Genomic DNA, 13,248 nt, shown 5'->3' with positions numbered 1-13,248 from the left:
ACACCAATATGGGACACTCTGGAAAATAACGATGAAACGCAAACACCTCTGGGTATTAAACCCTTGCCTGCTGGCGATGCTCGCCCCTACGGCCTGGGCAGAAGAACAAAAAAGCGAAGAGCAAATGGTGGTTTCCGCCAGCCGTACGCACCGTACAGTGGCAGAAATGGCGCAGACCACCTGGGTGATTGAGAGCCAGGAAATTGAGCAGCAAGTCCAGGGCGGCAAAGAGATCAAGGACATGTTGGCGCAGTTGATCCCGGGCATGGACGTCAGCGGTCAGGGGCGTACCAACTACGGCATGAACCTGCGCGGCCGTTCAATGATGGTGATGATCGACGGCGTACGTTTGAACTCATCGCGCAGCGACAGTCGCCAGTTGGATTCGATCGATCCCTTTAATATCGATCACATTGAAGTGATCTCCGGTGCTACCTCGCTGTACGGCGGCGGCAGCACCGGTGGCTTGATCAACATCGTTACCAAAAAAGGCCAGAAAGAGCAGCAGGTTGAACTGCAGATCGGCGGTAAAACCGGCTTTGGCGGCCACACCGACCACGACGAGAACGTAGCGGCAGCGGTCAGCGGCGGCAACGACAACGCCTCGGGCCGGTTGTCGGTCTCCTATCAGCGCTACGGTGGCTGGTATGACGGCAAGGGCAACGAAGTCCTGATTGATAATACTCAGACCGGCCTGCAATATTCCGATCGCCTCGACGTGATGGGCACCGGCACCATCAATATCGATGACCACCAGCAGTTGCAGTTGACCACTCAGTATTACAAAAGCCAGTCCGATGGCGACCACGGCCTGTTCCTGGGGGAAAATTTCGCCGCGGTGACCGGCAGCGCCAAGGCGTACAACAGCGGTAATCTCAATTCGGATCGTATTCCAGGCACCGAACGCCACCTGATCAACCTGCAGTACTCCAACACCGATTTCCTCGGTCAGGATCTGGTGGCGCAGGTCTACTATCGCGATGAGTCGCTGACCTTCTATCCGTTCCCGACGCTGGCGGGCAAAGCCCCGAATTATTACGTCAGCAGCATCGGCGCTTCCCAGCAAAAGACCGACTTTTACGGCGGCAAACTGACGCTGAACAGCAAGCCGATCGAGGCCCTGACGTTAACCTACGGCATCGACGCCGAGCATGAGACGTTCAACTCCAACCAGCAGTTCTTCGATCTGGCGAAAGCACAGCAGTCTGGCGGTATGGACCTGCAAAACGCCTATAACACCGGGCGCTACCCGGGCTACAGCACCACCAACCTGGCGTCCTTCCTGCAGGCCAGCTACGACATCAACCCTATCTTTACCCTGAGCGGCGGCGTGCGCTACCAGTACACCGAAAACAAGATTGATGACTTCGTCGGCTACAACCAGCAGCAGGCTATCGCTACCGGCGCCGCCACCTCGGCTGATGCTATCCCGGGCGGGAAAACGGACTACAACAACGCCCTGTTCAACGCCGGCCTGTTGGCACACCTGACCGAACGCCAGCAGACCTGGATCAACTTCTCGCAGGGTTACGAGATCCCGGATCCGGGCAAATATTACGGCAACGGTACCTATGCGCTGAACAACGGCCACTACCAGTTGAACAAAAGCGTCAACGTTGGCGACTCCAAGCTGGAAGGCATTAAGGTTAACTCCTACGAACTTGGCTGGCGTTACACCGGCGATAACCTGCGCACGCAGATTGCCGGCTACTACTCCCTGTCCGATAAGAGTATTTCGATCAACAAAACCGACATGACCATTAACGTCAACTCGGACAAACGCCGTATTTACGGGATGGAAGGCGCGGTCGATTACTTCTTCGAAGACAGCGACTGGAGTGCGGGCACCAACTTTAACTTCATCCGCTCCGAGACCAAGGTCAACGGCGAATGGAAAAAGCTGGTAGTGGATACCGCCAGCCCATCCAAAGTGACTGCCTATGTCGGCTGGGCGCCGGGCGACTGGAACCTGCGCCTGCAGTCACAGCAGACTTTCGACGTATCGGATGACGGCGATTACACCAAGGCAGGCTCTACCCAGGGACGTAAAATTGATGGCTACAACACCATCGATTTCCTCGGCAGCTACGCGTTGCCGGTGGGTAAACTCAGCTTCAGCGTGGAAAACCTGCTGGATAAGGAATACACCACCGTTTGGGGCCAGCGCGCACCCATTCTCTATAGCCCGACCTATGGCTCACCCGAGCTTTACAGCTATAAAGGCCGCGGCCGTACCTTTGGTCTGAACTACTCCGTACTGTTCTGATCCATGCCCGAGCGCAATCCTGCGCTCAAACATAACGAAAAGGGCCACATCGGCCCTTTTTTACTTCTTAAAAGGATGCTGTGCCAGCCAGTGGTCAGCAATATCCTGACGTCGACATACCCAAACCCGATCGTATTGCTCGATATAGTCCAGGAATCGCTGCAGCGCGCGAAATTTGCCCGGACGGCCCAATAAACGGCAGTGCATGCCGATCGACAGCATCTTCGGCGACTCCTCGCCTTCGGCATACAGCACGTCAAAGCTGTCTTTCAGATAGGTAAAGAACTGCTCGCCGGTGTTAAACCCCTGTGGCGAGGCAAAACGCATATCGTTGGCCTCGAGGGTATAGGGTACGATCAGGTGCGGCTTTGTTTCACCATTGGCGCACTGCACCTCGGTCCAGAACGGTAAATCGTCTCCGTAATAGTCGCTGTCGTATTGCAAGCCACCGTGCTCTACCACCAAACGACGGGTATTGGGACTGTCCCGCCCGGTATACCAACCGAGCGGTGCCTGGCCGAACAGATCCCGCAATACCGTCATCGCCTGCTGCATGTGCTGCCGTTCGGTCACTTCATCCATCTGCTGATAGTGGATCCAGCGCCAGCCGTGGCTGACCACATCGTAACCGGCATTTTTAATCGCTTCGACCACCTGCGGGTTACGCGCCAGCGCCATCGCCACGCCAAACACCGTCAAGGGCAGGCCGCGACGCTGAAACTCATCGTGGATGCGCCAGAACCCGGCGCGTGAACCATATTCGTAAAGGGAATCCATCGACATATGCCGTTCTGGATAGCTGGCCGCGCCGATGATATCGGAAAGAAACTGTTCGGAGCCGGCGTCGCCATGCAGCACGTTGTTTTCAGCCCCTTCCTCATAATTGAGGACAAACTGCACCGCGATGCGCGCCTGACCAGGCCAACGAGCATGCGGCGGACGACCGGCGTAGCCGATCAAATCACGGGGATAATCTTTATTGAACGCGAAATCACTCATCGTTGTTTCCCCTTACCGATCACCCGTTAAAATGACTGAACATGCCGGACAAAGGTTTTGCCCGCGGAAAATCCAGATCGCCGTGCTTGCTGGTGCTCAGACCGAGCGCGCTTAGCGATTCGATCATTTTTACCGCAGCGCTGACGCCGTCGATTACCGGGATCCCCAATTCCAGCGTCAGTTCGCGCGCCAAATCGGCCATGCCGCCGCAGCCAAGCACAATCGCCCCGCTGCCATCCTGTTGCTTAGCCCGGATGCACTGCTCACGCACTTTTTGCTGAGCCCGACCGCTACCGTCCTCCAGCGCCAACACCGGCAGATCAATCGCATGCAGCGCCGCACAGTGCCGCTCAAAACCGTATTGATGCAGTAAATGCCTTGCAATGACCAACGTGCGCGGCAGCGTGGTAACAATGGAAAAACGCGTCGCCACCAGCGTCGCCATGTGCATTGCCGCCTCGGCGATACCGACCACCGGCTTGTCGGCCAGCTCACGCGCGGCCAGCAAACCCGGATCGCCAAAGCAAGCAATGACATGACCGCTCACACCGGCTTCTCGGCCGGCTTTCACCTGCTGCAAAACGCCAATGGCAGCAATGGCTTCGTCAAAATGTCCCTCTATCGATGGCGCCCCTTCCTGCGGGCAGACCGCCAGGATTTCGGTGCCCGGCGCAGCCACCGCACGCGCCGCAGCGGCGATGGTTTCGGTCATTGCCTGGCTGGTGTTCGGATTGATGACCTGAATAATGCAGCGAGTTGTCATAGCGTCTCCCGTGGATCGGCGTCGGCAAAAATATGGGCGAAATCCGGCGTTTCATTCGCGTCGTGGTTAAACCGTAAATTAGCCACAATATCGTCAAAATGGCGGACCATATGATCTGCCAGCGCCGCGCTGTCTTTCCCCCTCAACAACGCCAGCAAATCGCCGTGATCGTGGCAGCGACATCCCTGCTGCCAGGGTGAACCATAAACGGCAATCGCCAGCGACGATCGCAAAGTGAGCTGCGACACCATTTCGGTCAGCACCTGATTACCGGCGATAGCCTGCAGTTGAACGTGAAACGCGGCGGACAGGCGGATCGCCGCAGCGCCGTCCTGATCGCGGTGCGCCTGCTGTTCCTGCGCCACGATCTCCTCCATCGCCAGCAGATGATTTTCGTCGCAGTGGGCAAGCACCTGCGGCAGGTTGGTGCATTCCAGCATCTTGCGCGTCTGGAATACCTGGGTTGCCTCGTCCTGCCCGGGCGTAGCCACCTGTGCACCACGTTTGGGCAGTTGGGTCACCAATTGCACTGCGGCAAGGCGCTGCAGCACCCGACGGATCCCGGTTCGGCTTACGCCGAAGGTCTCGGCCAAGGCTTCTTCCGGCAATTTGCTGCCGGGCAGCAACCGATGTTCGACAATGGCTTTCACCAACGAGTTGTAAATATGATCGTCTTTATCTTCAATGAAATAAGTGGCCTGTTGCCCATGCCACGCGGCGTTGGTACCGATCGTCGTGCCAACCATTTTTCTGCTCCCCGTCCCCTTGAATAGTCAAATCGTATACAAGATGAAGATCTTTTGTATACAAAAAAGAAAAGTCTGGCCTGGATCCTGCAAAAGCCCTCTCAGCAACCTTTGCCAAAAAACAGATAACAACATCCGGGTGACGTTCTTGAGAGGAGCACGATTTATGCCAAACCCTAATGAAAACTACAGTCCCAAGCTGTGCAACGACGATCTGGCACCAACGCGTGACCAGAACTGGAGCTGGTACAACATTTTTTCTTTCTGGATGTCCGATGTACACAGCATGGGCGGCTATGTGGTGGCCGCCAGCTTCTTCGCCCTCGGCCTGTCGAGCTGGCAGGTCCTGATTTGCCTGCTGGTGGGGATTTGCATCGTGCAGTTTTGCGCTAACCTGGTGGCCAAGCCCAGCCAGCTCGGCGGCGTGCCCTACGCCGTCTTAAGCCGCCAGGCGTTTGGCGTGTTCGGCGCCAATATTCCGGCGGTGATCCGCGGCATGATCGCCTTCGCCTGGTATGGCATCCAAACCTATCTGGCCTCCAACGCCCTGATGCTCACACTGCTGAAATTCTTCCCGTCGCTGGAACCGATGACCCAGCCGCATTTTCTTGGGCTGTCGCAGCTTGGCTGGGTTTGTTACATCACCATGTGGCTGCTGCAAGCGATGGTGTTTTGGCACGGTATGCAGGCGATTAAGCGTTTTATCGACATCGCCGGGCCGGCGGTTTACGTGGTGATGTTCGCGCTGGCTGGCTGGATTGTATACCGCGTAGGTTTCTCTAATCTCTCCCTTACTCTGGCGAGCAAAAACCTGAGTGCCGGTGAGCAAGGCTGGCTGATGCTGACCGCCACCGCGCTGGTGGTTTCTTACTTCTCCGGCCCGCTGCTTAACTTCGGCGACTTTACCCGCTACGGAAAAAGTTTTGCTGAGGTACAGCGCGGCAATCGCTGGGGTTTACCCTTCAACTATCTGCTGTTTTCGTTGGTAACCGTGGTGATCGTTTCCGGCACCCTGCCATTGTTCGGGCAACTGATCACCGATCCGATCGAAACCGTCACCCGCCTCGACAGCGATATCGCCGTGGCCCTTGGGTTGCTGACGATGATCGTCGCCACCATCGGCATCAATATCGTGGCCAACTTTGTCTCGCCGGCCTTTGATTTTTCCAACTGTTCGCCGCAGAAGATCAGCTTCCGTACCGGCGGGATGATTGCCGCCGTCGGCTCGTTCCTGTTGACCCCCTGGAACCTGTTCCAGTCACCCGAGCTGATTCACTACACGCTGGACGTATTAGCGGCCTTTATCGGCCCGTTGTTCGGCATTCTGTTGGTGGATTTCTACATTATCAAACGCGGTGAACTGCACGTCGACGACCTGTACAATGCCACGCCAGGCGGCCGTTACTGGTATAAAAACGGCTTCAATCCGAATGCGATTTGGGCACTGGTACCCTCAGTGATTATCGGGTTGGCGATCAGCTTCACGCCGAGTTTGCATCAGGTGGCTAACTTCAGTTGGTTTATCGGGGCAGCGTTGGGTGGGGGCTGTTATCGCATCATTGCTCGCCGGGAGTGGGCAGCCAATCAGGCGGTGACCTTCGCCAAAACGCAATTGAGCAAAGATTAAAAACAACGAAGCCCTGAGTTATTGCTAACTCAGGGCTTCTAAATGTTGGCGGAACGGACGGGGCTCGAACCCGCGACCCCCTGCGTGACAGGCAGGTATTCTAACCAACTGAACTACCGCTCCGCGCCGTTCTTCTCTTGCGAGAGGAACGAGGCGCATATTACGGTTGAGCCACTATGTCGTCAATGCCTTTTTCTTACCAAATGAACCGTTTGCACAGTTTTTCAGCTAACGGAACCCAAAGGTGATAACGCCCGGTTTATTTACGGCGAAAATACCGTTATTCCACTTCCGTACGCCACAGGCAACTGCCGCCCTTTTTCGCTACCAAATCCAGACGCGCCTCATGGGCCATCACTTCTTCATCGCTGGCGTAGACTACTTTCATTGCCGTTGCCGGACGCACAATGCGCTGAATGTCCTGCGTCGAATTGTTGTTTTGCGTATCCCCTTCCATCTGGAAGGCCATTGACGTCTGACCGCCGGTCATCGCCAGATAGACTTCCGCCAGGATCTCGGCATCGAGCAATGCGCCGTGCAGCGTACGCTTGCTGTTGTCTATCTCATAACGACTGCACAGGGCGTCGAGGTTGTTGCGCTTGCCCGGGAACAGGCGACGCGCCATTAACAGGCTGTCGGTGATGGTGCAGAAGGTATCGGTCTTCGGAATGCCCTGCTGCAGCATGCGGAATTCGTGATCCATAAAGCCGATGTCAAACGCCGCGTTATGGATAACTAACTCACCGCCGCGGATAAAGTCGATAAACTCATCGGCAATTTGGTCGAACGTCGGTTTATCCGCCAGGAACTCGTCGCTGATGCCGTGAACCCCATAGGCCTCCGGATCCACCAGCCGATCCGGCTTGATGTAGACGTGGTAGTGGCGACCGGTCGGGCGACGGTTAATGACCTCGACCGCACCAATTTCAATGATGCGATGGCCTTCGTAATGCACCCCGAGCTTGTTCATACCGGTGGTTTCGGTATCGAGGACAATCTGTCTGGTGGTTGTAGTGATCATATTGCAGTGCTCACAGCGTTCGTTTATGTCAGACTTGGCTTTTATAAAACTGATAGGAAGAGTCTACCAGAGATGCTTAAACAGGTAGAAATTTTCACCGACGGCTCCTGCCTTGGCAACCCGGGTCCCGGTGGTTACGGCGCCATACTGCGCTATAAGCAGACGGAAAAAACCTTTAGCGCGGGCTTTCGCCTGACCACTAACAATCGCATGGAGATGATGGCGGCGATTGTCGCATTGGAAGCGCTGACCACGCCTTGCGAAGTGATCCTCAGCACCGACAGCCAATATGTACGCCAGGGCATTACCAGTTGGATCCATAACTGGAAAAAGCGTGGCTGGAAGACTGCCGACAAAAAGCCGGTCAAGAATGTCGATCTTTGGCAGCGTCTGGACCTGGCCATTCAGCGCCACACCGTCAAATGGGAATGGGTCAAGGGCCACGCCGGCCATCCGGAAAACGAACGCTGCGACGTACTGGCACGCGAGGCGGCCGGCAATCCAACGCAGGAAGACGTGGGTTACAAACCGGAAAACTAAGGCTGCTTGCGATAACTCTTGGTCGCGCCGACGGCGCGGCTGAGAGAAGGCTTTCGCGCCCCGAACTTCATCGGCGTTGGCGTCAACGGCAAAGTGCGCTTACGCGCTACAATCACGCTCATACACCCCAGCGCCGGTAAATGGGTGCACAAAAACTTCCCGCCCTTACGCTGCCACGGCAGCACGTGAAAACGCGACTGATGCAACACCTCATAATTCAACAGGCTCAGCCAGTCCAGCAGGCGCATTTGAGTAAACATCCGGCTGACGTAAGGCTGGCGGCGGCGTAACCCTGGCACCAGTTTCCCCAACCCCAACAGACTGAACGGGTTGAAGCTGCTGATCACCAGCCAGCCGTCGTCGATCAACACGCGATCGACTTCACGCAGCATGCGGTGCGGATCGTCAGCATAGGATAGCGTGTGTGCCAGCAAACAGGCATCTACCGACTTGGCGGCGAAGGGCAATTGGTAAGCATCTGCGACTACCTGCAGGTTATCGCCTTCCAGGCTGACGTTGACCTGGTGGGAAATGGCGCATTTATCCGTTGCCAGACTGGCGCTGAGATTACCGATTTTAAGCAGGTGGAAACCAAACAGCTTCGGCCACCAGGGTTGCAACTGCCGCTCTAGCGCCTCACGATAGTATTCCCCCCACGGCAACTCGGCCCAAGACTGTGGGCTGGCGAGCTTTTGTAGAGTATGGGCTGGTTTCATGATTTATTATCTTCTTTCAAGCCGTTGCCAACGAGAGGTCCAAGATGAATCTTATCAGTATTCCCGCCTTCCAGGACAATTACATTTGGTTGTTAGATAACCAGCAGGGGCACGGCATCATTGTCGATCCCGGTGAGGCACAGCCGGTACTTGATGCGCTGGAACGCCTGAATTTGACGCCTGACGCGATTCTGTTGACCCACCATCATCACGATCACGTCGGTGGCGTAGCGCAAATTGTGGCACGCTATCCTGGGCTGAAGGTCTATGGGCCACAGGAAACTGCCGACAAAGGCGCTAACCACATCGTTCATGACGGAGAAACCCTCGAGATCGATGGCCGAAAATTCGCCGTAATCGCGGTTCCCGGACATACCTTGGGTCATATTGCATTCTATAGCGCCCCTTATCTTTTCTGCGGAGACACTATTTTTTCTGCCGGCTGCGGCAGGCTGTTTGAAGGGACCGCAGAACAAATGTACGACTCATTTCAACAACTCGCGCAACTTCCCGATAACACCTTAATTTGTTGCGCGCATGAATATACACTTTCAAATCTTAAGTTTGCGCGGGCTATTTTGCCGGAAGATCGAGGAATTGAAACATATCAGCAACAAGTTGAAGCGTTACGGGCAAAAGGCCTGCCTAGCGTCCCCACTCAGCTACAATTAGAGCGTAAAATTAACCTATTTTTACGCTGTCATGACACTGATTTACAAAGAAAATTAGGCTTTCACTCGCCACCACAGCACCTTCATTCGGTTTTTTCCGAATTACGCCTGCGAAAAGACAACTTCTGAGCTTTTAGTTGTGTTATTTGACGAAGCAAAGTATGATTGCTCGTCTTTTAAGCAACTACATTGACACACACATGAAGGCTAAAGCGATATTTCTCGCCTCAGTCTTGCTAGTGGGGTGCCAGTCGTCCAGGCAGGACGCACCGGCCCCAGAACAGCATGCACAGAGTTTGTCTTCGGCAGGTCAAGAGAGTGAAGCAGGAGAGTACACAGCGAATGGTCGAGCGAGCTCGGCGCGGTGGCTAGATAACAATAGTGGTGCCGCGCAACAGAACCTGTGGAACTTCATTAGCGACGAGCTGAAGATGGAGGTTCCGGAAAATTCCCGGATCCGTGATCAAAAAAGAAAGTACCTAAAAAGTAAGAGCTATCTCCACGATGTAACATTACGGGCAGAGCCGTACATGTACTGGATAGTCGGGCAGATTAAGAAACGCAATATGCCGATGGAACTGGTACTGCTACCCATAGTGGAGAGCGCTTTTGACCCACACGCCACGTCAAGTGCCAACGCCGCAGGGCTATGGCAAATCGTGCCGCAAACGGGTCGCAATTATGGTTTGAAAAACAACCAGTGGTATGACGGGCGACGCGATGTCGTCGCCTCGACGACTGCTGCGCTTGATATGATGCAGTATTTGAACCGCATGTTTAACGGTGACTGGTTACTGACCGTTGCCGCTTATAACAGTGGTGAAGGCCGTGTCATGCAAGCGGTTAAGGCGAATAAACGCCAGGGTAAGCCAACCAATTTCTGGGCATTGTCGCTTCCGCGTGAAACGTCAATTTATGTTCCGAAAATGCTGGCGCTGAGCGACATCATTAAAAACAGCAAGAAGTACGGTATCAATCTTCCGAAGACTGATAATACCCGTGCACTGGCGCGTATCGATGTTGGGCAGCAAATACAGTTAACTCAGGCGGCTGAGATGGCTGGGCTTTCAATCACCAAGATGAAAGCTTATAACCCAGGCTACAAAAAAGGCGTTACGGCACCCAACGGGCCCCATTATATTATGGTTCCCAAAGGTCATGCCGATCAGCTGAAAGACTCGTTGGCCGATGGCCAGATCGCAGTGACTCAGCCAACCACTCAGTTGGCGAAGAATAGCGGTTTGACAGGCGGTAGCTCGTATAAGGTTCGCTCCGGCGACACGGTATCGGGCATTGCCAAGCGGTTGAATATTAAGTCCAGCGATTTGCAGAGTTGGAACAACTTACGTGCCAAGAGCACCTTAAAAGTTGGGCAAACCCTGCAAGTGGCCAGCAACACCGGCAGTAACAGCAGTATCACCTATCAGGTTCGCAAAGGTGATTCGCTGGCCAGTATTGCACGTCGTCACGGCGTCGATATTAACGACGTGATGCGTTGGAACTCAACGCTAGCCAAGGCTAACAATCTGCAACCGGGTCTGAAATTGACCCTGTTTGTCAGTGATAAGTCGTCGCCGGATACCTAAATTTTCGGCACAAAAAAAGCACCCTTCGGGGTGCTTTTTTATTGTCTGAATACGGACGATAATCACCAGTGCGGTTTGTCAGCCTCGGGATGAAACTCCACCAGCAGCGGATTATGGTCTGACGCGCTGGTCACCAGCACCGAAGCCTCCGCCACGCCCATATTGCGATAAAACACAAAGTCCAGCGGGCGGCCAAACGCCTTACGACGATGATCGTCCGTGAAGCTCACCTCACGCAGTGCCATATCGCTGGCGAACTGATACAGCGCATTGATTCGTTTGCGGCTCCAGGCATTAAAATCCCCGGCCATAATCACCGGCCCGTGGTGGTTGGCAATCTGCTCACCAATCGGCCCCAGTTGCTTACTGTAGACGTCCACGCCCAGGCTGAAGTTCACCGCATGAATATTTACGACCATCAAAAGCTGTCCGTTAAACAACGGGTAGACGGTGATTAACGCCGATTTGGCCAGCCGCAGCAGTGGTTCGCGTTCGCGTAATGGGCAGCAATACACTGGATGCGCTGCCGCCAAAGTCATCACGCCCGAAGGGTGTTGCGGCAATACAAAAGCCGGCACCTGATCGGCAGCCAGATAGTTTGACGTGGCAAAGCTCACCAGTTCAGGCGTGGTTTGCGCCTCCTGCAGCAGGACCAGTTGCGCATCCTTGCCATAGCTTTTCAACACCGAGAGCCAGTCTGCTCGTTGCTGTTTAAAGATGTTCCACACCATCACTCGCAACGCGCCGGACGTAGGCAATACAGCCCCAGGCGGCAGCGGTTGATTAATAGCGCCAGGGAAAATTCGCTCAACTGGCTGACCTGCAACATACCTCATTGCATAAGTTCGTTTCGGCACGCTATTCGCCTATTTCCCATTAGGATGAAACTGGCGGTGACATTCCCGCCAACATTGAATCGATTATACGCCTGCCCTCACCTGACGGCATGGCTTTTACGGGGTATATCTTTTCCAGTTATAGGGGCGTGAGGTAGGGATTTCAATCTTCTGACAGTATATGTGTGTAAAGGTTAGCGGTGATCGATGATAAATGCGAAAAGGCCCGCATTTTGCGGGCCAAAGAAGGGGAAAGTGTGGCTATCAAGCCAATTGCTGCCGGTACTTCTTATCCAGACGCCCGCTAACCCCCACCAGCAGCAGAGCCACCAGCACGATCAGCGCACCAATCCACGGCGTTTGCGCCAGGCCCAGCGTGGATACGGTCTGACCGCCGATGACCGATCCCAGAGCAATGCCCACGTTGAAAGCTGCGATGTTCAGACCGGAAGCGACATCTACCGCATTCGGCGTGTACTGTTCGGCTTTCTGCACCACGTAAACCTGCAGCCCCGGTACGTTACCGAAGGCGAATACGCCCATCACCACCACCGTCATCAGCGCTGCGATGCTATGGCTGGCTGTGAACTGGAACACCAGCAGCAAAACGGCCAGCGCGGCAAAGATAAAGCTGAGGGCACGGACGGCACCATGGCGGTCGGCCAATTTTCCGCCCCAAATGTTGCCAATCGCTACCGCAATGCCGTAGGCCAGCAGGATCCAACTGACCGCGGGGGCGGAGAACCCCGCCAGTTCCTGCATCATTGGCGCCAGGAAGGTGAAGGTGGTGAATACGCCACCGTAACCCAGCGCGGTGATGGCGTAAATCAGCAGCAGGCGTGGATGAGTCAGCACTTTAAACTGCTCGCCAATGCTGGCGCTGGCCTGATTTTTAATATTGTTGGGTACCAGGATGACGCTGGCCACCGTGGCAATCACACCAATAAGCGACACCGCCAGGAAGGTTTCACGCCAGCCAAAATGTTGGCCGATAAAGGTCCCCAAGGGTACCCCTGTCACCAACGCTACGGTCAGGCCGCCGAACATAATGGCGATCGCCGAGGCGGCTTTCTCTTTCGCAACCAGACTGGTGGCGATAGTAGAGCCGATGGAGAAGAATACCCCGTGGGCCAGGCCGGTCAACAAGCGGGCCACAACCAACGACTCATAGCTCGGCGACTGCCAGGCCAGCAGGTTGCCGAGGGTAAACAGCACCATCAGGCTGATCAGCAGCAGCTTGCGCGGTACGCGGCCGGTTAAAGCCGTCAGTACCGGCGCACCAATCGCCACGCCGATAGCATAAATGGTAACCAGCAGCCCGGCGGACGGTACTGTCACTCCCAGTTGTTCCGCGATAGTCGGGATTAGCCCAACTATCACAAACTCGGTAGTACCAATAGCAAAGGCGCTGATGGTCAATGCAAGTAATGCGAGAGGCATCTTTTTTACTCCAAATAGCGTTCAGGTTGATGGCGGC

Annotated in this window: 12 protein-coding genes and 1 tRNA gene; 5 read left to right on the top strand and 8 right to left on the bottom strand. The window is 55.0% G+C overall.

Annotation, left to right across the window (positions count from 1 at the left end):
* Positions 1-31: 31 nt before the first annotated feature.
* A complete protein-coding gene (locus tag EBA31_RS03375; RefSeq protein ID WP_048759747.1) occupies positions 32-2,266 on the top strand; it encodes a TonB-dependent siderophore receptor in 2,235 nt (744 codons plus the stop codon).
* A 60-nt stretch (positions 2,267-2,326) separates the two neighbouring features.
* Here EBA31_RS03375 and puuE read toward each other — a convergent pair whose 3' ends face one another.
* From puuE to EBA31_RS03360, 3 genes are read right to left on the bottom strand one after another with little or no spacing between them, the layout of a single operon-like run.
* A complete protein-coding gene (gene puuE, locus EBA31_RS03370; RefSeq protein ID WP_020825332.1) occupies positions 2,327-3,265 on the bottom strand; it encodes an allantoinase PuuE in 939 nt (312 codons plus the stop codon).
* 19 nt (positions 3,266-3,284) lie between these two features.
* Complete coding sequence (hpxA, locus tag EBA31_RS03365; protein ID WP_046374450.1) at positions 3,285-4,028, bottom strand: allantoin racemase; 744 nt, start codon at positions 4,026-4,028, stop codon at positions 3,285-3,287.
* Positions 4,025-4,774, bottom strand: coding sequence for a GntR family transcriptional regulator (locus tag EBA31_RS03360; protein ID WP_122077365.1), 750 nt, complete (start codon positions 4,772-4,774; stop codon positions 4,025-4,027). Before EBA31_RS03360 ends, hpxA begins: the two co-directional genes overlap by 4 nt.
* Positions 4,775-4,940: 166 nt before the next feature.
* Here EBA31_RS03360 and EBA31_RS03355 point away from each other — a divergent pair, with 166 nt between their 5' ends.
* A complete protein-coding gene (locus tag EBA31_RS03355; protein ID WP_020825329.1) occupies positions 4,941-6,401 on the top strand; it encodes an NCS1 family nucleobase:cation symporter-1 in 1,461 nt (486 codons plus the stop codon).
* A gap of 46 nt (positions 6,402-6,447) precedes the next feature.
* Here EBA31_RS03355 and EBA31_RS03350 read toward each other — a convergent pair.
* Together EBA31_RS03350 and dnaQ are read right to left on the bottom strand one after the other, a co-directional pair.
* A tRNA-Asp gene (locus tag EBA31_RS03350) sits at positions 6,448-6,524 on the bottom strand.
* A 157-nt stretch (positions 6,525-6,681) separates the two neighbouring features.
* Complete coding sequence (gene dnaQ / locus EBA31_RS03345; RefSeq protein ID WP_122077363.1) at positions 6,682-7,422, bottom strand: DNA polymerase III subunit epsilon; 741 nt, start codon at positions 7,420-7,422, stop codon at positions 6,682-6,684.
* 72 nt (positions 7,423-7,494) lie between these two features.
* Here dnaQ and rnhA point away from each other — a divergent pair, with 72 nt between their 5' ends.
* A complete protein-coding gene (gene rnhA, locus EBA31_RS03340; RefSeq protein ID WP_020825327.1) occupies positions 7,495-7,962 on the top strand; it encodes a ribonuclease HI in 468 nt (155 codons plus the stop codon).
* Here rnhA and EBA31_RS03335 read toward each other — a convergent pair.
* Positions 7,959-8,678 (bottom strand): class I SAM-dependent methyltransferase, encoded by a 720-nt coding sequence (locus EBA31_RS03335; RefSeq protein WP_020825326.1) that lies wholly within the window; start codon positions 8,676-8,678, stop codon positions 7,959-7,961. The two genes, rnhA and EBA31_RS03335, sit on opposite strands and share 4 nt — an antisense overlap.
* A gap of 44 nt (positions 8,679-8,722) precedes the next feature.
* On the opposite strand from EBA31_RS03335, the gene gloB reads away from it, so the two are divergent.
* Both gloB and mltD read left to right on the top strand, forming a co-directional pair.
* Positions 8,723-9,478 carry a hydroxyacylglutathione hydrolase gene (gloB, locus tag EBA31_RS03330; protein ID WP_046374451.1) on the top strand — a complete coding sequence of 252 codons (756 nt, stop codon included), beginning with the start codon at positions 8,723-8,725 and terminating at the stop codon, positions 9,476-9,478.
* A 71-nt stretch (positions 9,479-9,549) separates the two neighbouring features.
* Positions 9,550-10,935, top strand: coding sequence for a murein transglycosylase D (gene mltD / locus EBA31_RS03325; RefSeq protein ID WP_170868526.1), 1,386 nt, complete (start codon positions 9,550-9,552; stop codon positions 10,933-10,935).
* A gap of 62 nt (positions 10,936-10,997) precedes the next feature.
* On the opposite strand, the gene EBA31_RS03320 is transcribed toward mltD, so the two are convergent.
* The gene (locus tag EBA31_RS03320; RefSeq protein WP_122077361.1) at positions 10,998-11,792 is read right to left on the bottom strand and encodes an endonuclease/exonuclease/phosphatase family protein; all 795 of its coding nucleotides are present in this window, start codon (positions 11,790-11,792) and stop codon (positions 10,998-11,000) included.
* A gap of 243 nt (positions 11,793-12,035) precedes the next feature.
* Complete coding sequence (locus EBA31_RS03315) at positions 12,036-13,211, bottom strand: MFS transporter (protein ID WP_020825321.1); 1,176 nt, start codon at positions 13,209-13,211, stop codon at positions 12,036-12,038.
* Positions 13,212-13,248 lie beyond the last annotated feature (37 nt).

It is taken from the genome of Serratia sp. P2ACOL2, from assembly GCF_003691565.1.
Taxonomy (GTDB): Bacteria; Pseudomonadota; Gammaproteobacteria; order Enterobacterales; family Enterobacteriaceae; genus Serratia; species Serratia liquefaciens.
The sequence above is the reverse complement of the archived record's forward strand: the minus strand, read 5'-3'. Positions and strand labels throughout refer to the sequence as shown.

Excerpts from the sequence above, each read along its gene's own strand:
- gloB (WP_046374451.1), top strand. The coding sequence starts at position 8,723 with ATGAATCTTATCAGTATTCCCGCCTTCCAGGACAATTACATTTGGTTG.
- EBA31_RS03355 (WP_020825329.1), top strand. The coding sequence starts at position 4,941 with ATGCCAAACCCTAATGAAAACTACAGTCCCAAGCTGTGCAACGACGAT.
- EBA31_RS03360 (WP_122077365.1), bottom strand. The coding sequence starts at position 4,774 with ATGGTTGGCACGACGATCGGTACCAACGCCGCGTGGCATGGGCAACAG.
- puuE (WP_020825332.1), bottom strand. The coding sequence starts at position 3,265 with ATGAGTGATTTCGCGTTCAATAAAGATTATCCCCGTGATTTGATCGGC.
- mltD (WP_170868526.1), top strand. The coding sequence starts at position 9,550 with ATGAAGGCTAAAGCGATATTTCTCGCCTCAGTCTTGCTAGTGGGGTGC.
- EBA31_RS03375 (WP_048759747.1), top strand. The coding sequence starts at position 32 with ATGAAACGCAAACACCTCTGGGTATTAAACCCTTGCCTGCTGGCGATG.
- EBA31_RS03335 (WP_020825326.1), bottom strand. The coding sequence starts at position 8,678 with ATGAAACCAGCCCATACTCTACAAAAGCTCGCCAGCCCACAGTCTTGG.
- hpxA (WP_046374450.1), bottom strand. The coding sequence starts at position 4,028 with ATGACAACTCGCTGCATTATTCAGGTCATCAATCCGAACACCAGCCAG.
- EBA31_RS03315 (WP_020825321.1), bottom strand. The coding sequence starts at position 13,211 with ATGCCTCTCGCATTACTTGCATTGACCATCAGCGCCTTTGCTATTGGT.
- dnaQ (WP_122077363.1), bottom strand. The coding sequence starts at position 7,422 with ATGATCACTACAACCACCAGACAGATTGTCCTCGATACCGAAACCACC.
- rnhA (WP_020825327.1), top strand. The coding sequence starts at position 7,495 with ATGCTTAAACAGGTAGAAATTTTCACCGACGGCTCCTGCCTTGGCAAC.